Origin of the sequence: Streptomyces sp. NPDC090032, from assembly GCF_044748025.1 — a bacterium.
Taxonomy (GTDB): Bacteria; Actinomycetota; Actinomycetes; order Streptomycetales; family Streptomycetaceae; genus Streptomyces.
This window is the reverse complement of sequence record NZ_JBIVFF010000001.1, coordinates 851,488-871,617: the sequence shown is the minus strand read 5'-3', so window position 1 is coordinate 871,617 and position 20,130 is coordinate 851,488. Positions and strand designations below refer to the sequence as shown.

Below are 20,130 nucleotides of genomic sequence, written 5' to 3'. Positions count from 1 at the left end.
TCGCCCCCCCCCGCCCCCACCCCCCCCCCCGGGGCCCCCACAACCCCCCCCCCCCCCCCGGGGGGGGGGGGGGGGGGGGGGGCCCCCGGGGGGGGGGGGGCCCCCCCACGCCACGATGAGGGTTACGCCTTCGGCATCAGAACGGTGTCGATGATGTAGACGTTGGCGTTGGCGGTCTTGACGTTGCCGCAGACCACGTTGGCGGAGTCGTTGACCTTGTACGACTCGTCGGAGCCCGCGGTCGTCAGCTTGGACTTCTCCAGTGTGGCGAACGAGCCGTTGTTCAGGTCCTTGGGAGCCAGCTTCTGACCCACGACGTGGTATGTGAGGATCTTGGTGAGCGTGGCCTTGTCATTGAGGACCTTGTCCAGGTCGGCCTTCGGGATCTTCGCGAAGGCGTCGTTGGTCGGCGCGAACACGGTGATGTCCTGGGCGTTGTTGAGGGTGTCGACCAGGCCGGCCTTCTTGACCGCGCTCACGAGGGTGGACAGCGCCGGGTTGTTCGAAGCGGCGGTGGCGACCGGGTCCTTGGCCATACCGTCGAAGGAGCCGGAACCGTTCTTGGGCACGGAGGCGCAGGCCGGGCCGAACGGCTCGTCCTTGCCGCTCATGTCGCCCGACCCGGTGTCGGTTCCCTTGGCGGTCGACTTGTCGGAGGCGGCGGACGACTTGGTGTCCGAGGATGCCTTGTCCTTGCCGTCGTCGCTCGAGCAGGCGGTCAGGGCCAGCGGCAGCATCGCCGCCGCGGCGAGAACGAGGGCTCCACGGCGGGTACGGCGGGTGATGACAGTCATCTTCTGCTCCTTGATGATGTTGGTGGTTGCAGGTAGGTAAGGGTTGGAGTCGAGGAAGTCAGGAATCTTGGGTGGCTCAGTCCACGGTGACCACCACCGAATGCCGGCCGCTGGCCCCGTCAGGGATGGTGGGGGTCCGTTTCGCAGTCTGTGTCTCGCCGGTGCGGTCGGTGGCTCGGACGGTCAGGGTGTGGCCGCCGGAGGTGGCCTCCCACGCGTAAGACCACTGCCGCCAGGTGTCCCGGGTGTCCTCGGCCGCGAGCGTGGCACGCTCCCACGGCCCGTCGTCGACACGCACCTCGACCTTGTCGATGCCACGGTGCTGAGCCCAGGCCACCCCGGCCACCATGACCATGCCCGCCATGGGCCGCGCGAACGGCTTCGGGGTATCGATCCGGGACTGCGTCTTGATCGGCGCTTTCCGGGCCCAGTCCCGCTTCACCCAGTAGGAGTCGTAGTCATCGAACGTCGTCAGCTCGATGTCCTGGATCCACTTGCACGCCGACACATAGCCGTACAGGCCCGGAACCAGCATCCGCACTGGGAAGCCATGCGCGAACGGCAAGGGCTGACCATTCATCCCGAGCGCCAGCATCGCGTCCCGGCCGTCCATCACGTCCTCGACCGGACTGCCGATCGTCATACCGTCCACCGACCGCGCCACCAGCTGGTCCGCCGGTCCACCCTTCGACGGAGGCGTCACACCACTAGCGGCCAGCAGATCCGCCAGACGTACGCCGATCCAGCGCGCGTTGCCCACGTACGGCCCGCCCACCTCGTTCGACACACACGTCAACGTGATGTCCCGCTCGATCAACGGCATCCGCAGCAGGTCGTCGAACGACAGAGTCCTCTCCCGGGCGACCCCCTTCCCATGGATCCGCAACCGCCACGTCGTTGCATCCACTTTCGGCACTACCAACGCCGTATCGACCCGGTAGAAGTCCTGATTGAGCGTCATGAACGGGCTGACGCCCTTGATCCGCAGCCCCGCTCCCTTGGGCACGGGGGCGGCGGCCGAGGCCGGCGCCGGCAGCATCACCTGCGTCCGGGAAGCGACCGCGTTCTGCCCCTGCGAGCCATTCAACGAACGGCCCAGCACTCCGACGCCCGTAGAGGCAGCCGCCGCAGCAGTCGCGGCGACGATGAACCCACGCCGGTCCCAGCCCGACTCCCCCTCGTCCCGCATCGAGGCTTCTCGGCCGCCCAAGACCGTCATGCCTTCATCAACTAGAGGCTCTTCGCCGCGGGCCCGCCCTCTCCGCGACCGCAGGCGACCCGACAGCCAGTACAGAAGGCCCGCTCCCACCACGGCGCCGACGACCGAGGGCAGTGCGTCCGAGACGCTCGTGGAGTCGGGCCGACTCGTCGCGGCCACAGCCCCGACGACGCCGAACAGCAGCACTCCAGCCGAGCCGATGCGCCGGTACCAGACCGCCACCACACCGAGGACGAGAGCGAGAAGGGCGAGGACAACGAGGATGCCCAGTTGCAGGACGAGTTTGTCGTTCGTACCGAAATGGCGGATCGCCCAGTCTTTGACCGCGGCCGGCGTGCGGTCGATGGCCGCACCACCCACCGACACGACCGGACTGGACTCGGGACGCACCGCCGCGGACACCAACTCGGCCGTCGCCAGAGCGGCATAGCCGGCCAGGAGGCCACTCAACGCGCCAAGGCCCGCCTGGCGCCAGACCACTCCTGTGCCCCTCGATGCCTTCGCTTCTTTGCTCACACCGGCTATCCGGAGCCGCGACAGGCCGCGGATTGGTCTCCGATCGGTCACTCACTCATTTGAGGGAAATATTCTTCTTCGACCAATCTAAAGGGCCCGCAGATTCGAATAGATGGGCCGCGTTCCTTGACCAGGCCCTCCTGTCGCCGAGTGTGCGGCGGCTGCTTGGCAGCCTCGCGTCCCCATGAAGTCGCCTTGGAGCAAGTGGTATTCGGGCGGCGATCCGGTAGGCCCGCCGGCCCCGTCCCTCAGTGGCGACGAAGCACAACCACCGGCGGCAGCGAACAGCCCTTGCGGCACCTGAGGATCTCGATCGTCCTGTTCACCTCCGACCTCCGCGTACACGATCACCCGCCACTGCGGGCCGCACCCGCGTCGGCGGACGCGGTGGTGCCGCTGTTTGTCCGGGACGCGGGGATCGCCATCTCCGGTTTTGCGGCGCCCAGCGGGAAGGCGTTCCTCGCCGGCCCACTTCGTGGCACAGGCAAGACGCTACGACCCTGACGGCACCCATGTGCGCCGCTGGGTTCCTGACCTCTCCGGCCTCACAGGGCCCGCTGTGCACGAGCCGTGGAAGCTTCCGGGCCCTCAGCGTGCGGCGCATGACTTTCCCGACCCGATCGTCGCGCTCCCGGAGGGGCTGGACCGGTTCCGGCGAGCACTTGGGCTGGACTGACCGACATATACGGGAACGCGGCCAGGGCCGACGTAAGACCATTCAGCGTGGGGCGGACCAGTCCGGTGCTCCCGGCCGCTCCGAATTACTCACAAGCAGGGAGGTGATGGTGCGATGACTGACGAAGAGTTCGACGAACTGATCGCTCAGGCCCGTCGGGAGATCCGGCAGCGGCGCCTAACTCCGCCGCCTCCACGCGACAAGCGGGACGACGTCTACGCTGCGAGCGCACGGCACGCGGAGTTCGGGGCCTGCGCCCACTGACACCGCCAGGAAGCGGAGATCGTTCGCCCACGCGGATGAGAGTCAGCTTCCAACCCTATACACCGGACCGAGCTCCATGGAGAACCGATCGGGGGGTGTGACAGCGGCCCTCGCGGCAACATCTGCGTCTGCGGGTATAGACAGCGCCAATCCGCGGCGGCGTCGGCTACGAATCAAGGGCGGCTCTCCGAAATTTCCACGGTGAGGACAGGCACTGACTCGAGTCGGCGATGATGTGGGCATGAGGCAAGCGGTGTTCATCAGCGGCAATCCGGACGACAAACCGGACCTGGCCGCACTGATGAAGCAGATCGCCGACGGCGATGAACAAGCCTTCGACAGACTCTACGAGGCTGTCGCAGGGCCGGTCTTCGGGATCGTGAAGGCCGTGGTACGCGACGTTGCGCAGTCCGAGGAAGTGACGCAGGAAGTGCTGGTGGAGGTGTGGCGTCATGCCGCCGCTTACCGGCCGGAACGGGGATCAGTGATGAACTGGGTGCTCACGCTGGCGCATCGGAGAGCCGTCGATCGCGTCCGATCCGTCGTGGCCTCCGCCGCACGTGAAGAGCGGGCCGCCCGACGCGAGCGCCTACCTGAGTTCGACGTGACCGAAGCGGAAGTCGAGGCCCGCCAGGAACGCGAAGACGTGCTGCGGTGCCTGGGAACACTGACGGAAATCCAGCGCGAGTCGATCACTCTGGCGTATTACCAGGGCCTGACCTACCGCGAAGTGGCCGAGCGTCTTTCCGCATCGCTCGGGACGGTCAAGACGCGCATGCGGGACGGACTGATCCGGCTGCGTGACTGCCTGGGGGTGGCTACATGAGTCTCACCGACCCCCACACCTTCGCCGGCGCCTATGCGCTGGACGCTCTGGATGCCGACGAGCGTGCCGCGTTCGAGGCGCATCTGGATGCCTGCCCGGACTGCCGTCTGGAAGTCGCGGAGTTCGCGGCCACTGCCGGGCGCCTCGCTCTCGCCGTGGGCGTTACTCCGCCTCCCGCACTCAAGGACTCCGTCCTCCGGCAGATTAGCAACGTCCGGCAGGAGCCTCCGCGCACGGGCCGGGATCCGCAGGTCGAGCGATCGTCCGGGCGGTCTTTGCTCTGGATGCGCCGGTGGATGCTTGCCGCCTGCTTCGTCGCAGCCGCCCTGGGCGGCGTGGCGACCTGGCAGCACCAGGAAGCGCAGGACGCACAACAGCAGGCAGATCAGGCTCAGGCCAGTGCCGAACAGGTGGCCGCGGTTCTCGGCGCGTCCGACGCCAAGACACACGCGACGTCCTTGCCCGACGGCGCCCGAGGCGTCGTCGTAGTGTCGAAGCGCCAGAACCGTGCAGTCTTCACCGCATCCGGCCTCAGCACACCGCCCGAGGGCAAGGTCTACGAACTGTGGTTCGACGACCACGGCACCATGCGCCCCGCAGGCCTCCTCGGCCCGGACCGGAGCAACCAGATCACGCTCATGGACGGCACCGTCGACCAGGCCAGCGGCGTCGGCATCACCGTCGAACCCGCAGGAGGGTCCAAGACGCCCACACTGCCACCCGTCGGCCTGATCGAGTTCCCCGCCTGAAGTCGTCAGGCGGCAGCATGCGCCGGCTCTTCTCCGGCCAATCCTTCGCCGCAGTGGCTCCGAATCACTCGTGAGAGCTCCGGACGGAGCCGGCGGGAGGAACGGATCCATGACGCAGGCAGCACAGCGGATACGGACGGCGGTCGTAGGAAGTGGTGTAGCGGGCCTGACCGCCGCCCACATCCTCGGCCGCTGCAACAAGGTGGTGCTGTACGAAGCCGACGACAGGACCGGCGGACACGCACACACCCACGAACTGCCGTCGGCCGACGGAAGCCTGCACCGGGTCGACTCCGGCTTCATCGTGCACAACCGCAGGACCTACCCGAATCTGCTGCGGCTCTTCTGCGAACTCGGCGTCGCCACGCAGGAGTCGGAGATGAGCATGTCGGTACGGTGCGAGGGATGCGGTCTCGAGTACGCGGGCGCGCGCGGGCCCGCCGGCCTGTTCGCCCAGCCCCGCAACGCCGCGCGCGGCCGGTACCTGCGCATGCTGGGCGAAGTGCCAGTGTTTCACCGGGCGGCCCGCCGCCTGATCGCCGACGGTAACAAGGACAGCCTCACGCTCGGCGAGTTCCTGGCCCTTAACCGCTTCTCCCCCTACTTCGTCTCGCACTTCATGACCCCGCTCGTCGCCGCCGTCTGGTCGTGCGACGCGGCCACCGCGCGGCGCTATCCGGCGGGCTACCTGTTCCGCTTCCTGGCACACCACGGAATGCTGTCGACCGGCGGCTCACCCACATGGCGCACCGTGACCGGCGGCTCACGCAGCTACGTCGAACGCGTCGTCAAGCAACTCGACGCCGTACATACCTCCACCCCCGTTCGAGCCGTGCGACGCCACCCAGCCGGCGTCGAGATCACCACCGAGGACGGGCAGACCTCGTCGTACGACTCGGTCGTCATCGCCACCCACCCGGACCAGGCGCTCCGGCTCCTCGCCGACCCCACACCCGAGGAACTCCAGGTCCTCGGAGCCTTCCGCTACTCGCGCAACGAAACCCTCCTGCACACCGACACCAGCATCCTGCCGAAAGCACCGGGCGCCCGCGCCGCGTGGAACTACCTCATGCCCTCCTGCGACGTGGCCGCCGACCGCGTCCGGGTCAGCTACGACATGACCCGCCTCCAGCGCCTCACCACGTCCGAGACCTTCGTCGTCACCCTCGGCGGCGAGGACCTGGTCGACCCCGGCAGCGTCCTGGCCAGAATGACCTACGAACACCCCGTCTACACGCCCGAGTCCGTAGCCGCCCAGCGCCGGCTGCCCGCTCTCAGCGGGCCCGTCACCGCATTTGCGGGTGCCTATCACGGCTGGGGTTTCCACGAGGACGGCTGCAGCTCCGGAGCTGCGGCAGCCGCGGCGCTGGGGGTGGTCTGGTGATCCCCACCCCCGCGCTCTATCCCTGCACGGTCACCCACGTACGGACTGCGCCGAAGCGCCACACGCTGCACCACCGCACTTGTCTGTGGCTCATCGACGTCGACCACCCACCCCAGATCCCCACCGTTCTGCGGCCCCTGGCCCGGTTCCGGGCGCGCGACCACTTCGGGGGAGACGAACCCACCCTGCGCGCGGGATTGGAGAAGTTCCTCACCGCACACGCCGTCGCTCCCCCGCGCGGCAAGGTCGTCATGCTGGCGCAGGCCCGCGTGCTGGGCTACGTCTTCAACCCCCTGAGCCTCTACTGGTGTTACGACCCACAGGGCGAACTGCTCTATGTCGTGGCCGAGGTCCACAACACCTACGGCGAGAGGCACTGCTACCTGCTGCGTACCGACGCCGCGGGACGGGCGAGCGTGGACAAGGAGTTCTACGTCTCGCCGTTCTTCCCGGTCGACGGGCACTACCGGATGCGCCTGCCGCCGCCCGGGGAGCGGCTCGATGTCGCCGTACACCTGGAACGGGCCGACGGCCGGCCATTCACCGCGACTGTCCGCGGGAGCCGGCGAGACGCCACCTTGAAAGGCCTCGTGCGCGCCGCGGTGCGCTACCCGTGGTCCACTCTCGCGGTCTCGGCCGCGATCCGGGTGCACGGCATCCGCCTGTACTTGAAAGGGCTGCCGGTGGAGCCCCGCCCCCACCACCGAGTACAGAAAGGCATGAAATGAACTTCCCGGTGACCCGCCGCCACAGCGTGGAGCGACGATCCGCCGCCCAGGCAGTCGACGCGACCCGCTGGCCGCACGTCGCCACGCCGCCCCACGCCTCGCGCGCGCGAGCCGCCGTCGCCGAGGCTGTGGTGCGCGGCGCCCTGGCCCGCCTCCCTCTGCGCGTACATCTGGCTGGCGGGAGTCAACTCGGTCTGGGCGGCCCCTTGTTGAACATCCACGACCCAGACGCCTTCTACAGGCGTATCGGCGTGTCCGGGCTGGTCGGCTTCGGCGAGTCGTACATGGCCAGGGAGTGGGACGCACCCGACCTTGTGGCGGCCCTGACCGTGCTCGCCGGCCACGCCGCCGATCTCATCCCTGGGCCCCTTCAGCGACTGCGCAAGGTGTGGGCACTGCGGCAGCCCGCGTCCCAGCGCAACACCCCCGCTGGTGCCCGCGACAACATCAGCCGCCACTACGACCTGTCCAACGACCTGTTCGCCCTGTTCCTCGACGAGTCGCTCAGTTACTCCTCCGCCATCTTCCGCGGCTTCCCCGCGACCTGGCAGCGCCTCGAGACGGCACAGCACAACAAGATCGACCGGTTGCTCGACCTCACCGAAGTCGGTCCGGGCACACGCCTGTTGGAGATCGGCACCGGCTGGGGAGAACTGGCGATCAGGGCCGCCGCTCGCGGAGCCCGCGTCACCACGCTCACCCTCTCGGCTGAACAGCGGGACCTGGCACGCGCACGCGTCGAGGCAGCAGGGATCGCCGACCGCGTCTCCATCGTGCTGTGCGACTACCGCGAGGCCACCGGGACGTTCGACGCCGTGGTGAGCGTCGAAATGATCGAGGCGGTGGGCGAGGAGTTCTGGCCCGTCTACTTCCAGACCCTCGACGCACGCCTCGCACCCGGCGGCCGCGTCGCCCTCCAGGCCATCACCATGCCGCACGACCGGATGCTCGCCACCCGCGACACCTACACCTGGATCCACAAGTACATCTTCCCCGGCGGTCTGCTGCCCTCCGTGGAAGCGATCGACAGCACGGTGCAAGACCACACCGGGCTGCACACCGTCCGCCGGGACGGCTTCGGCATCCACTATGCCGAGACACTGCGCCTGTGGCGCGAGCGCTTCACCGAACGCGCCGACGAGGTCGATGCGCTCGGTTTCGACGAGACGTTCCGCCGCATGTGGACCTTCTACCTCGCCTACTCCGAGGCCGGCTTCCGCTCGGGCTACCTCGACGTCCAGCAGTATCTGTTCACAAAGGGAGCATCGTCCGCCGGCAGCACCACCAGGGACGCGGGCCGGCAGCTGGGCGGGTCCGGGCGATGAACGGATTCGCCTGGGCCGCGTTCTCCCAGAACCTCGCCCTGTCGGCGGGCGCCGTCCTCCTCGTCATGCTGGCCACCTTCGCCCTCGCGCTGCGCGTCGGTGTGCACCGGATCGTCGACGTGGCATGGGGCATCGGCTTCACCGCCGTCGCACTCGTGTCCTTCGCAGCGTCGGACGGACAGGGCGACGTGGGAAGGCGGCTGCTGATCACGGCGCTCACCTCGGCTTGGGGGCTTCGCCTTGCCGTGCACATCGCCCGGCGCGGCCGGGGCCACGGCGAGGATCCCCGCTACCAGCGACTACTCTCCAAGGCCCGCGGCAACCGCGACCTGTACGCGTTGCGCATCGTCTATCTGCTGCAGGGCGCGCTGATCTGGTTGGTGTCGCTTCCCGTCCAGGCCGCGCAGTACGGTGCGGTGCCCCTCTCGGGCCTCGCCCTGGCCGGTGGCACTCTGTGGGCAGTGGGGCTCTTCTTCGAGGCGGTCGGTGATCATCAGCTCGCCCGTTTCAAGTCGGACCCTGCCCATCAGGGCCGCGTCATGGACCGCGGCCTGTGGCGCCTGACCCGGCATCCCAACTACTTCGGCGACTTCTGCGTGTGGTGGGGACTCTTCGCCATCGCCTGCGACGCCGGGTCGCCCCCAGCACTCGTTGCCATCGTCTCCCCGCTGACGATGAGCTACCTGCTCATCAAGGGCAGCGGGAAGCCTCTGCTGGAGCGACACATGGCCGAGCGGCCCGGATACGCCGCATACGTCGCCCGCACCAGCGGCTTCTTCCCTCGCCCACCGAGGGGAGACGGTTGACTCGGGACCACGGCCGAACCCAAGCCGACCCGCGCGTCGTCCGCCGAGGGGCATATGCGTCCTCATCCTTGCATCAAAATCGTGAGACACCCGTCAGCACACCGCGAAAGGTCGCGACCTCGGAGGGCATGACCGTCGGGTCATCCGCGACATCTGTCAGGTCCCGCAGGCCGACAATGAGTCCGGAACGTACCTGCGTAGTGTGCTGCTCCCCTACCGAGCCGAGACCCTCTGTCAGAGGCTCGCCGGTTCGGGGTGGGGGGCGCCCAGGTAAGGAAACTGGGTCTGCAGGTCAGTATGGGGACCGATATGGTCGCTGGTGATCTTGCCGCCGGAGACCATGTTCAGCCGGGCGGAGGTGACGTCGTCGGTGAGGGCGCGTCCGTTGGGGTAGGCCGCGGGCTTGGAGCGGTCGAAGCGCAGGATGTCTGGCAGGACCGTACGCAGTGCTTCCTCGGCGGCCTGTGTGTCATAGCCTCCGGTGTGCTGAAGCACCTCGGTCCACGGCTGGAGGTAGGTGTCCCAGTCCTGGGCGGGCTCGGCTTCGTTGTACGCGGTCTTGGCACTGTTCTCGGGGTTGAAGTAGGCGGTCAACGACGGGTGCGCGCCGCGGTCCACCGACTTGAGCTGACCGTCCTGGCGCAGGCTCACCCGTCCCCACAGCCCGATGACCGGGTCTGGACCCAGCTCCGAACTGGGCATCTCCAGCGCGATGCTGAAGATGTTCTTGTCGGCGCCCCAGTCCTTTCCAGTCCACTTGAAATCCTGCGCGATGCCCTCCAGATCGGCGAAGAAGGGATCGCTGCGCAGTCCGGCGGAGAACATGAACGGACCGGAGGTGACCGTCCGGGGTTCCGCGCCGAAAGCAACAGGCCCGCCGCTGACGATCTTTTCGCCCCCTGCTTCGTGATCGCGCGCCTGCTGCCCGGTCGCCCGGAACACGGTGACGGTCTGCCGGCCGTCTTGCGGTGGAGAGAAGACGAAGCTGAACGCCACGTCCGCCTGATGGTCCCCGTCGGTATCGACATTGATGCGGTAGACCGCATCGGGGTGGAACGCGGAGCCTTCCTTGGGAACGGCCGGGTGAGCGTTCATGATCAGTACGGTGCGGTCCCCCGGCACCGTGAACGCGAAGAGATCGGTCATGTCCAGCCGGGCATCGCCCATGGGTGAGCGCAGATCTGGGCCACTGAGGTGATGAGACATAGCCCCAATGCTGCACCGGCCACCAGGACACGACATGGAAGCTGCGCCGCACACCACGCCGGATCACTCCGTTGCTCACAAGTGACACGGTTGGCTTCTGCAGTGCACTGAAAGAGCGCGACGTGCGGGAAGCGGGCACGAGGCAGGCCGATCGCGAGAGCCCAGCTCCCCCTGGTTGACACCACTCGGCACGTGACACCAGCTGGTCCCGCCTGCGCAGGTACGTCCGGGCGCCGAGTTCGGTCGTGAGGGCGCTAGTTGTATTGAGCATGAGCGTTGTTGACACGCGCGGGCCTTGAAGAAGGCGAAGGCCTCCGTGTGTGGTGGAGGTGTCGAATCTGCACCGCACGGAGGCCTTCATGTCCCACCGTAACGCCCGTCTGACCCTTCACGGCAGGCGGATCCTGGTCGACCGAGTCTGCTCCGGACGGCCAATTGCGCACGTCGCAAAGGAAATGGGCATCTCCCGCCCCACCGCCTACAAGTGGGCACGACGCTGGCGAGGGGAGGGAGAGGCCGGGCTTTACGACCCGCTCCTCTCGCCCTTACGCAGCACCGCCCGCTGGTCCACGGCCACGGTCGGGCCGGACATCCACATCAAGGTCGGCCGCACTCTCTACTCGGTTCCCTGGAAACTGATCGGCCGCAAGGTCGATGTCCGGGCAACGGCCACGATGGTGCAGATCTTCCGCGACGGCGAACTCGTGAAAACGCACGCGGCCCTCGAACAGGGAAGACGCACCGACAAGCACGACTACTCGCCGGAGAAGATCGCTTTCCAGATGCGGACGCCGGTCTGGTGTCGTGCCCAGGCATCTGAAGCCGGGGATTCATGCAGGGAAGTGATTGACCACCTCCTGGAGGTCAACGTCCTCTACCGTCTCCGAGCCTCTCAAGGAGTTCTCGGACTCCGCAAGAAATTCGGTGACACGAGACTCGAGGCCGCTTGGTCGGCTGGCTCGGCGATCGTGCACCGGATTCCCCGCCTGCGCAGATAGGCACGGTTGGCGGCCGACGAATACGCCTTGTCTGCCCGCACCCGCACCGGAGTCCGCCGGGGACGGCCCGCCCCGACCCGCGGCACTCGGATCGCCTCCAGCACCGGCACGAACTGCGGACTGGCCCCCGACTGGCCCGCCGTCACCAGCAATGACAGCTGCTTCTGGACCTGCTCGCAAGCGAGATGTTCGTTCCGAACCCGCCCCGCGATAGGCCCAGCCCGTGATCGTTCGGCTCACGGACCACGCCACCTGGCGGTTCTTTCTGCCCGGCGCCGTCCCGCCGCGCACCAGCCGCGTGTTGATGGGCCCGACAGACCGTCGAGTCGACACTCACCTCCCACGTGATGAGCCCCGCCACATCAGCCCTCGCCTGCAAGAGCGTCAATACCCGAGTTCAGGTGCCCTCCCGCTGCCAGCGGCTGAACAACCCGTAAACGGTCTGCCAAGGCCCGTACCCAGGCGGAACATCACGCCACGGAGCGCCGGTCCGCAGCGTCCGTGAGGTAGCACGTCACGTTGGACACCCGGCCCGGCTCCCACGGATACGTCCGCGCCCCAGCCGAGCCGTCACCATCCCATCGAAGGGGCGCTCCTTCTCGGTGCAGGAATTTCATCACATTGCTAATTCTTTTGACTCTTGAAGACGTAGTCGGTGAAGGGTCCTCCAACGTGGCATTCCGCAAGGCTGTCGAGCGTTCCGGCGAGGAGCCAAGCGATGGCATAGCGCAGACGGCCCACCATGCGCCCCGATGGGCCGTCAGGAATGATCGACTCTAGCGGCTGATTGGGTCCTCTGAGTTGATTGCGTCACGCACTGCGGTGAACTCCTCCTCTGCTTCCGGGTCGCGATCCATCATGCGTTCCCAGAAGTCTCCGGAAATCCAGCCCTTCGGCCCCATGCTCAACCCACCTTGGGCATAGAGCTCCACGCTCCAAAGGGAAGGGATTACGCAGGAGATCTGCTCGAAGAATTCACCGCTGAACAAGCCAGCAAGGTCTCCACGAGCGTGCTCGATCCGCAAAGACGAAGACCCGTCAACCCGCACATGGAGTTCAAGTACGACGCACTCCTGCCCCGGCGTGAAGTAATACCTGCCGTCAATCGGCTTGGGAGGGGTGCCCGGCGCACCCAGATAACGAACCCTCATCACCTCACTCCTCCACCAAGCCTTGTAGTCATAGTAGTAAATTTCCCCATTCACTTCATTCTTATAGAAGTGACATCAAAGGTTCCTTCCCGTCCCGGACGACGCCTGCACGGATGCCGAGGCTACGAAGTCACGGCCGAGCTTCCCACTCGCGCCGCTGCCACCGAGTCGGCTCCATTTCTAGCCCCGAGGACCCGGCTGACCCAGGGCGCATTGCGGCAAAAGGTAATCGACCATCTCCACACCCACCCGGAAGAGGCATTCACCGCGACTCACATCAGCCGAGTGATCGAAAGAAGCTCGGGCGCGATCGCGAACGCGCTCGCCATCCTCGCCCGGCAGGGAATCGCCGAGCAGGTGAGCGACACACCGCGCACCTACCGACTGGCAACCCCAGAAACCGCTACCGAGTAGACGTCGCCAGCACGGCGGCGGGCGCCCATCAAGGGGTGCCCACCGCAAGGCCTCATGCGCTTGAACAGTCACGGCCCACTCTGGGCCAGCTCCTTGCCCCAAGCAACGAGGGGTAAGCGAAGTATCCGATTCAGTCCACGTGCGCGTCCACTTTCAGAAGCGTATTCACCGCTACTCGAACATTACGACAAACCGCTCCTCGAGGTTGAATCCCTCATCTTGCGCCTGGACCCTCAAAAGGACGTCACGCAGCGCGGAGAAGTCGGAATCACCCATCGCCCTCCGGCTCAGTTCGGAATCCCTCCAAACGAGCCTTATCGGCCTTTCGATGTCCACCGAAAGAATGTCCCACAATGCCGCAAGATTCGGACGGTAATAGGAGCCGAGATCCAAGGCATTCGCCAGCCAGGAATGGAACTCGGCTACCGAATTTACCTTAGCCCCGTCAATTTCGATGATCACTGCTGCTACTTCCAATTGGGTATCTGATAGAAGGAGTCGTAATGGTCGCTCGTGACGTATGCCAATCCGTCATTTGAGTAAAGCAAACGCGTCCCCGGCTGCTTCGCTCGCGTGCGACTCGAGTCGATTCCAATATCTGCTTCATACCACGTGCGCCCCTGTGTCGATGGAAGCCTTCCATCAGAATTCTCGAATACGTCGCCACCAAGCTGGGCGCCCGGAATCTTGTTACCCAGAGCCTTTCCTGGCTTCCATCCCGCTGCGATAGCCTCCGCCTTGGTTACATAGTTGCCGGGCAGCTTACCGGTGAGTCTCAGGCTCTCTACACCGTCGTTGGCCAACTCGGCCGTAGCCAGATCCCGCTTCAGAGCGGCGCCCTTTGCGGCTGAGGCCGCACCACTCGTTCCTGCACCGCCGGTGGCGATCTCAGCTACGGCTTCAGCACAACCTGCAGGGTTCGCCAAACAGACCGCCGCGATCTCCGGACCTAGAGCCACCGCGACAGGACCAACAGCTGCGACCAGGCCAATGCCACCGGCGATGCCGATCAGCACTTTCTGCCAGGTCGAGAGGTGACGGTTGAATCCGTCGCTGACGTTGGGGTCGTAGTTGGGGTTGGTGCCCATGGCCCAGCCGTGGAAGACCGGGGGCTTGTGGTCCACGTGGGTGGTGAACAGCGTCTTCTGGCCGAGGTCGAAGTAGCGGGTCGTGGTGCGACCGGTGCCGTTGCTGAGGGTGGTGGTCTTGGTGCTGCTGCAGACTCCGTAGTGGCAGTAGCCGGCCGAGCTATTGCCGGGGTCGACCGGGCCGGTGGTAATGATTCGTCCGGAGCCGTCTGCGTAGGGGACGCCGATGCCGCACTCGTCCGGTCGGCACAAGCCGCTGGGGTCGGCGTAGGTGACCGGGTTGTTGCCGCTGTAGGCGTAACCGTTGAGGGTCTGCGGTTCGCTGGAGTTCATCAGCGGATCGACGCTGATGAACCGGCCGGTGGTCGGGTCGTATTCACGGGCTCCCAGGTGGGTGAAACCCGTGTCGCCTGTGTCGTCCGTACCTCCGACGTACCCCTTGCTTCCTGGCCACCTTGTCGGCTTGGAGCCTCGTGTGTCACCGAAGGGAGCGACACGACGCTGTTGCAGCGTCAGATCAGCTGCGTTGATGGCGAGTTGAGCGGTTCCGTTTGCGTCAGCGACGAGGAAGGAGAGCTTGCCGTCGTCGGTTCGAACGGCCTGGTTGCCGCTGCCGAGGCCGTAGTAGCGGGTGGCTTTGGCAGTGGAGGCACCCTTGGTGAGGGTGAGTTCGGTATTGCCGAGGTAGAGAGTGGTGGTTGCGTCGTTTCGGCGAATGAGCCGGGTGCCGTCTGCCTCGTACAGGTACGACGTGGTCTTGGTTCCGCCGCTGCCGTCGTCTGTAGTGGCCTTGGCCAGGTGGCCTTCGCTGTCCCAGTCGAGGGTCTGCTTGTCGCCGCCGCTGGTGCGTGTGCTCGTATTGCCGGCCTTGTCGTAGCTGTAGCCGGTCGTCGTGTTGCCGTCTGGGCCAGCAGTGTCGACTTCGGTGAGGGCGTGGGGCTGGGCTGTGCCGGCATCCGGGTAGACGTATGTGCGCTTGACGTCCTTGGTGCTGTCACCTGAAGCGTTGTGATCGGTCTCGGTCTTGCGGTTGCCGACCAGGTCGTAGGTGAAGGACTGCCAGTACGGTGCGGGACCGCCGAGCGCACCACTGCCCGGGGCGCTGGCACAGGTATCAGCGGACTGGGCCCAGGCTTCGGTGAGGCGGCCGAGGTAGTCGTAGTTGTAGCACTGGTTGTCGGTGCCGTCTCTGGAGACGTCCTCGATCGAGGTGATGTTGCCAGCCTCGTCGTAGGTGTAGGTCGCCGACTTGTCGGTCCCGTTGACGTCCTCACGCCGGACGTTGGAATTGCCCAGGCGCTGCGTGCCCCACTCGTAGGTGTTCGTTACCTGGGTCTTCTTGGCGCCGGTGGCCTGGTACGAGTACTGCAGCGGCTTGCCGGTGTAGCTGTACTGCGTGTCGGTGACGTAGGTGGCGCCGCCGGTGCCGCCCAGCGTCTTGACGCGCATGACGTCGTCGTAGGTCGGGGTGAGGACCTCGCTGGCCAGGCTGCCCGCAGCCGGGTAACTGGTCGACTGGACGGTGTCGTCGAGGTTGTACTTGGTGTTGGACTGGTACGAGCCGGCCAGCGCGCCCTCCGTGACGGGAATGCTGACGGTGGTGCGAGTGGGGCGGTACAGGTTGTCGTAGAGGCTGTAGGCCGTGGTGTAGGCGCTGCCCGTGGCACCTCCGACGTAACGGGTGGCAGAGGTGAGCTGGCCCTTGTAGCCCGTCGGGTCCCACACGTGCTTGGTCAGCAGAGGGGCGGAGGGACTGTCGCCGTCGTGGGTCTCGGTTTCGCGCCCGAGGTCGTCATAAACGTACGCGATGGCCTTGTTGTGGGAGTCGGTGGTCGAGATCAGCTGGTTGCGGTCGTCGTACTTCGACGTGGCGTCACCCTTGTCGGGATCGTGCACCTTGGTCTGGTTGCCGCGCTGGTCATAGCCGTAGGTCCACTTGTTGCCTGCCGGGTCGGTGAGCTGGGACAGCTGACCGGACTGAGGGTCGTAGTCGTAGTGGGTGGTGTCCGCGGCGCCTGTGGGAGTGTCGCCGTGGTACTGCAGCAGATCCGTGGTGCGGCCGCGGACGTCGGCAACCGTGGTGGTAGGGGTGCCGCCCTTGGGCGGGGTGACCGAGACACGGTCACCGCCGTAGACGGTGGTTCCCGTGGCCAGCACCTTGCCGCCGTCACCGTTGCCGGCGACCTGCTGGGACTTGGTGATGCGGCCGAGACCGTCGTAGGTGTTCCACGTCTGGGTCTCCACCGACAGTGCATCGTCCAGCACGAGAAGGCCAGTGGAGGGCGCGCTGGTGTTGTAGTACGGAGCGAATTCCTTGGCGTTCAGACCGCGTTCGTCGTAGAAGGTGTCGCCAATCAGGCGCCCGCCGTCCGGGCCGGGGACCTGGGTCTGGCGCGCGCGGAGGAGGCCGTCGTAGAGGGTGTAGCTGGTGCGCTGAGTGCCGTCGCTCTTCAGCGTTTTGGTGCCGACCGCAATCGGACCGCTGCCGTCGATCGTGTACGTGTATTCGCTGTTGGGAGTATCGCCGTTGGCCTTGGACCGGTTAGGCAGCCACACCTTGAGCTTGCGCCCCAGCGCATCGTATGTCTGGTCGGTTCGCTTGTTGTTGGCGTCCAGCACGGTGACGGGCAGCCCACGCAGCGGATCGAGTGTCGAGGTCGTGGTCTGCGCCGTGGTGGCCGCGCCGGCGGTGGCGGGAGGCGTGGTGACCGCAAGTGTGGTCGGAAAGCCTGTGGTCGGCGTGTAGGTGGTGGTCGTGGTCCGTCCGTCAGTGCGGCCGGTGCGCACGGGGGCAGTGGTCTCGGTGGCGGCGACGGTGCCGGTGAGGTCAGTGACCTTCAATGGCCGCCCGTAGGCGTCATAGTCCGTGCCGGACTCGAGGTATGTGGCGGTGGTGCCATCGTGGGACTTGAGCGTTGCCGTGTGTGTGGCGTCACCCTTGGTCGGCGCCGCTCCGTATGCCTGGCCGTCGTAGGCCGTGCGGACATCGGAGACCACGGCCTTGGAGCGGTCAGGGGTGTCGGCACAAGCCGCGGCGACGGTCTCGACCCGGGACGGTTCGTCGAGGATCCAGTCAGTGGTGTTGTCGACGTAGGTGGTGCGGGTGCACTCGTTGTCCGCGGCGGTGGAGGTATCGCCGGCGTCGTGCTGGACGGTGATGCGGCCGGCGGTCTTCTCATGGGTGTAGGAGACGTAGGTCTTGCGCCACTGAGAGCCCGCGCCGTCATCCAGCGAGGTCCAGCCGTAGCTGTTCTGGGTGCCGGTGAGGTTGGCTGTGGTGGTGCCCCAGGAGCGCACCCTCTTGGCAGTTTCGTAGTGCCAGGGCGTGCTGGTTGTCTTGGTCAGGACCTTGCCGCTGGGGCCACTGTAGTTCTCGGTCTTGTACTCGTAGCCGGCCCGGGGGTCGTCGTCCGTGATGGCGCTTCCGTTGTCATCTGTGACAGTGACGGACCGGGTCCCGCCACTCGCGTCTGACTTGTCACCGTTCATGCCGCGCAGGAAGTAGTGGTCGGTCTGGGTCTTCATTCCGACCGGATCCTGGCCGCCTGTCTGCACCCGGACGTGGCCATAGCCGCGCCAGGTGGACCAGGTCTTGTACTTCTCTTTGGTCAGCCCGTCATCGTCGTCGTAGTGCCAGGCCGCGCCGTCGAGGTAGGAATAGCGGGTGACCATGTCGGGCGAGGCGCCAGTGCGGTCGGTCTGCTGGACCTGAGTGACGACGTATTTGTTGAACCACTGCAGACTCGGGTCCGCGTCGCCCTGTTTCGTGAAGTACACGGGATAGCAGCGCGTGGTGTTGGTCTGCGGCGTGGGCAAGTTGCCGGCGTCGCAGGCGGCGGTGGAGTAGGTGACATCGGTCTGTCCGCCGGATTCGTCATCAATGGTCGCCAGGCGTTCCTTGATGAACGGCGAGGTGTCGTCTCCGGCGATATCCAGGCGGTTGGCCCGCTGGTCGTAGGCGAAGGTGACCTTGGGCAAAGTGATGTTCGAGGTTGCCGACTTGCCGGTGTGCTGGACGGAGTCCAGGAGCAGCTGGTAGTCAATGTCGGACATGCCCCACTTGTGGTTGAGGGACCAGCTGTCGACCGCAGCGTAGGTGTCATCCGACTGCAGCACCTCGGTGCTCACGCCAGTGAGGCGCTTACGCGTCCAGAAGGTCGGAGAGGCCGATGCGGTGCAGTCCTTGCCCGAGGTGCAATTCAGGTCCCATGGGGTGTCGTACCAGTAGAACGCCTTGTCATCGATGGTCGATGCGTCGCAGGTGACCCCGGCCTGGGGAAGGCAGCGTTCAGCGGAGGTGAAGTCCACCTTGGCCAGCGGCTTCTTGGAGTAGACGGCGGACGACTTCAGTCCGTACTCGATACGGTCAAGTGAGCCGCCCCGGTCGTAAACCGTCTCGTCGGCCGCGGTGAGGTTGCGGGCGTAGTAGTTAGTTTCCTTGTTGTAGTAGTTGGCGATCGCGTTTCCGTGGACATCGACGGCGTAGTCAAGGTTCCAGCGCCATGCCTGCTGGCACCACGAGTCCGCGAACGCGGCCGCGTGGCAGGGCTCGCCAGCGTCGTCACCGTAAACCGGCACGGTCCAGGTGGAGTCGGTGGCCTCATTGCCGCTCGCGTAGCCGGGCAGCCTGTTGTAGCCGAAGTAGTAGCGAGTGCCGTCGGTTGTGGTGACCCTCCAGTACTCGTCGTTGTGAGCACCGTTTCCGCGCACGTTGGACGAGTCGCCGTACAGCCGGTCGACCTTGGTCCCGTCATCGTTCTTGATCTTGAAAGAGTTGGAGCCGCTCGGGATCAGCTCACCGGAGTGCCCATTGAAGGAGATCGTCGCGTTGTCGTACGCCCAGCACAGGTCACCCGGCTTCTTGCCGTCCGCGTTCGTGGCTCCGTCCTCGTCGCAGGACTTGTAGGTGCGCTCGATTGACCCAGGCCACAGACTGAACCCGTCACCAACCCAGGATGCCTGGTTGTTCGTATTGGAGGTACGGCCATCGACGCCGCCCGAGGAGTACGACAGACCGACCTCGGGGGTCAGTCCGCCGGGCACATCCGGCACGGGCATGTTGTACGACCAGCTGAAGTCACCCGTATTCAGGTCGGTGTTCCACGTAGCCGACGGAGAGAGGGAGGTGGCCTGAAAACTGCCGTGATCGCTGGAGGTACCGCTGACGGCCGCCAGCACCACTGGCGTGGACGCCTCACTGTCACTCGCGGCAAGGGGCACTGTAGAAGCCGACAGAATCTGCGCCTTGGCATCGTTCTCCGTGGCGAGCGGCTTAGCCGCGGTGCACCTATCACTTCCGGGATCGGTGATCGCACAGGCCGGCAGGCGTACCAGATGCAGGCGGGCGGCATAGGCACCGCCATATGCCCGCGTGAAGTCGGAGTAGTCCACCGCCACTGCGGTCTGGCCTGCCTCGGCGCCTGGCTGCGCCTGGAGGGTGAACATGAGGCCGTCAACCCCTGCACGCTGGGCGGTCTTGGCATCCAGGATGCGGACCGTGGCCTTGCCCGAGAAGGACGGGCGGTTCGCCGTCTTCCCCTTGACTGCCTTCGATGCCTTAGCAGAGGGTGACGCGGTGAGCGAGATCGGCAAGTCGCCTGCTCGGGCGGGGGAATTGGCTCCGGCCGTGAGTGTAGCGGTGGCTGATCCGGGCTTTGCCCAGGTGTGCTTGGGCGCTGTCTTCGGGACGCGGGGCAGGCTATCCCTCTTGCGCGGCTTCATCTTCACGCTGTGCCCGGACACCGGCTTCTCCGATGCAGGCACCTTGGCCAGGGTGCTCGCCTCGGCGTCGGCGGTGATCGTCGTCTGCAACAAGGTGCCAACCAGCACCGCAGAGATGCTCAACGCGATCTTGCGACGTATCCGGCCGTGCGCTCTGCCTGCCATGGCTGTGTCCCTCACTGATGTCATCCCCCGCCGGGCGCGCCCTGTGGACCCCGCTCGGCGGGGCATCGTTGCCTGAAGAAGCCTGTGCTGGCTGCCGTCC

The 20,130-nt window shown here is 66.2% G+C and carries 16 protein-coding genes and 3 pseudogenes; 12 read left to right on the top strand and 7 right to left on the bottom strand.

What is annotated here, in order from left to right:
* Positions 1–122: 122 nt before the first annotated feature.
* Both ACIPWY_RS03745 and ACIPWY_RS03740 read right to left on the bottom strand, forming a co-directional pair.
* On the bottom strand, positions 123–785 hold the full coding sequence (locus tag ACIPWY_RS03745) for a fasciclin domain-containing protein (RefSeq protein ID WP_393706119.1): 663 nt from the start codon (positions 783–785) through the stop codon (positions 123–125).
* 85 nt (positions 786–870) lie between these two features.
* Positions 871–2,529: a molybdopterin-dependent oxidoreductase gene (locus ACIPWY_RS03740; RefSeq protein ID WP_401532158.1), complete on the bottom strand. Its 1,659-nt coding sequence runs from the start codon at positions 2,527–2,529 to the stop codon at positions 871–873.
* Between the two features lie 300 nt (positions 2,530–2,829).
* Between ACIPWY_RS03740 and ACIPWY_RS03735 the strand changes: the two are divergent.
* The 9 genes and pseudogenes from ACIPWY_RS03735 to ACIPWY_RS03695 all read left to right on the top strand — a co-directional run.
* Positions 2,830–3,027, top strand: a pseudogene (locus ACIPWY_RS03735) (deoxyribodipyrimidine photo-lyase); the annotation flags it as partial.
* Positions 3,005–3,205: pseudogene (locus ACIPWY_RS03730) on the top strand (FAD-binding domain-containing protein); the annotation flags it as partial. The pseudogenes ACIPWY_RS03735 and ACIPWY_RS03730, both read left to right, overlap by 23 nt.
* A gap of 114 nt (positions 3,206–3,319) precedes the next feature.
* Positions 3,320–3,469, top strand: coding sequence for a hypothetical protein (locus ACIPWY_RS03725; protein WP_393706113.1), 150 nt, complete (start codon positions 3,320–3,322; stop codon positions 3,467–3,469).
* Between the two features lie 241 nt (positions 3,470–3,710).
* Entirely contained in the window at positions 3,711–4,295 is a 585-nt protein-coding gene (gene sigK, locus ACIPWY_RS03720) for an ECF RNA polymerase sigma factor SigK (protein WP_401532157.1), read from the top strand.
* Positions 4,292–5,044, top strand: a complete 753-nt coding sequence (locus ACIPWY_RS03715; protein ID WP_401532156.1) for an anti-sigma factor domain-containing protein — start codon at positions 4,292–4,294, stop codon at positions 5,042–5,044. The genes sigK and ACIPWY_RS03715 overlap by 4 nt, the downstream gene beginning before the upstream one ends.
* 109 nt (positions 5,045–5,153) lie before the next feature.
* Positions 5,154–6,428 (top strand): NAD(P)/FAD-dependent oxidoreductase, encoded by a 1,275-nt coding sequence (locus ACIPWY_RS03710; RefSeq protein ID WP_401532155.1) that lies wholly within the window; start codon positions 5,154–5,156, stop codon positions 6,426–6,428.
* Positions 6,428–7,156 (top strand): DUF1365 domain-containing protein, encoded by a 729-nt coding sequence (locus ACIPWY_RS03705; protein ID WP_401532168.1) that lies wholly within the window; start codon positions 6,428–6,430, stop codon positions 7,154–7,156. The genes ACIPWY_RS03710 and ACIPWY_RS03705 overlap by 1 nt, the downstream gene beginning before the upstream one ends.
* The gene (locus ACIPWY_RS03700) at positions 7,153–8,481 is read left to right on the top strand and encodes a class I SAM-dependent methyltransferase (protein ID WP_401532154.1); all 1,329 of its coding nucleotides are present in this window, start codon (positions 7,153–7,155) and stop codon (positions 8,479–8,481) included. Before ACIPWY_RS03705 ends, ACIPWY_RS03700 begins: the two co-directional genes overlap by 4 nt.
* Positions 8,478–9,287 (top strand): DUF1295 domain-containing protein, encoded by an 810-nt coding sequence (locus ACIPWY_RS03695; RefSeq protein WP_401532153.1) that lies wholly within the window; start codon positions 8,478–8,480, stop codon positions 9,285–9,287. The genes ACIPWY_RS03700 and ACIPWY_RS03695 overlap by 4 nt, the downstream gene beginning before the upstream one ends.
* Positions 9,288–9,521: 234 nt before the next feature.
* Here the strand turns inward: ACIPWY_RS03695 and ACIPWY_RS03690 are convergent, their stop codons facing one another.
* Complete coding sequence (locus ACIPWY_RS03690; protein WP_401532152.1) at positions 9,522–10,493, bottom strand: DUF4331 family protein; 972 nt, start codon at positions 10,491–10,493, stop codon at positions 9,522–9,524.
* Between the two features lie 359 nt (positions 10,494–10,852).
* Between ACIPWY_RS03690 and ACIPWY_RS03685 the strand changes: the two are divergent.
* Positions 10,853–11,063, top strand: a pseudogene (locus ACIPWY_RS03685) (helix-turn-helix domain-containing protein); the annotation flags it as partial.
* Positions 11,064–11,083: 20 nt separating this feature from the next.
* Positions 11,084–11,491: a Mu transposase domain-containing protein gene (locus ACIPWY_RS03680; protein ID WP_393706117.1), complete on the top strand. Its 408-nt coding sequence runs from the start codon at positions 11,084–11,086 to the stop codon at positions 11,489–11,491.
* Between the two features lie 397 nt (positions 11,492–11,888).
* On the opposite strand, the gene ACIPWY_RS03675 is transcribed toward ACIPWY_RS03680, so the two are convergent.
* On the bottom strand, positions 11,889–11,987 hold the full coding sequence (locus ACIPWY_RS03675) for a transposase (RefSeq protein ID WP_393706116.1): 99 nt from the start codon (positions 11,985–11,987) through the stop codon (positions 11,889–11,891).
* Between the two features lie 280 nt (positions 11,988–12,267).
* Entirely contained in the window at positions 12,268–12,696 is a 429-nt protein-coding gene (locus ACIPWY_RS03670; RefSeq protein ID WP_393706106.1) for a hypothetical protein, read from the bottom strand.
* A 231-nt stretch (positions 12,697–12,927) separates the two neighbouring features.
* On the opposite strand from ACIPWY_RS03670, the gene ACIPWY_RS03665 reads away from it, so the two are divergent.
* Entirely contained in the window at positions 12,928–13,056 is a 129-nt protein-coding gene (locus tag ACIPWY_RS03665) for a hypothetical protein (RefSeq protein ID WP_393706105.1), read from the top strand.
* A gap of 171 nt (positions 13,057–13,227) precedes the next feature.
* Here ACIPWY_RS03665 and ACIPWY_RS03660 read toward each other — a convergent pair whose 3' ends face one another.
* Entirely contained in the window at positions 13,228–13,518 is a 291-nt protein-coding gene (locus tag ACIPWY_RS03660) for a barstar family protein (RefSeq protein WP_393706104.1), read from the bottom strand.
* A 5-nt stretch (positions 13,519–13,523) separates the two neighbouring features.
* The gene (locus ACIPWY_RS03655; RefSeq protein WP_401532151.1) at positions 13,524–20,030 is read right to left on the bottom strand and encodes an RHS repeat-associated core domain-containing protein; all 6,507 of its coding nucleotides are present in this window, start codon (positions 20,028–20,030) and stop codon (positions 13,524–13,526) included.
* Positions 20,031–20,130: the final 100 nt, after the last annotated feature.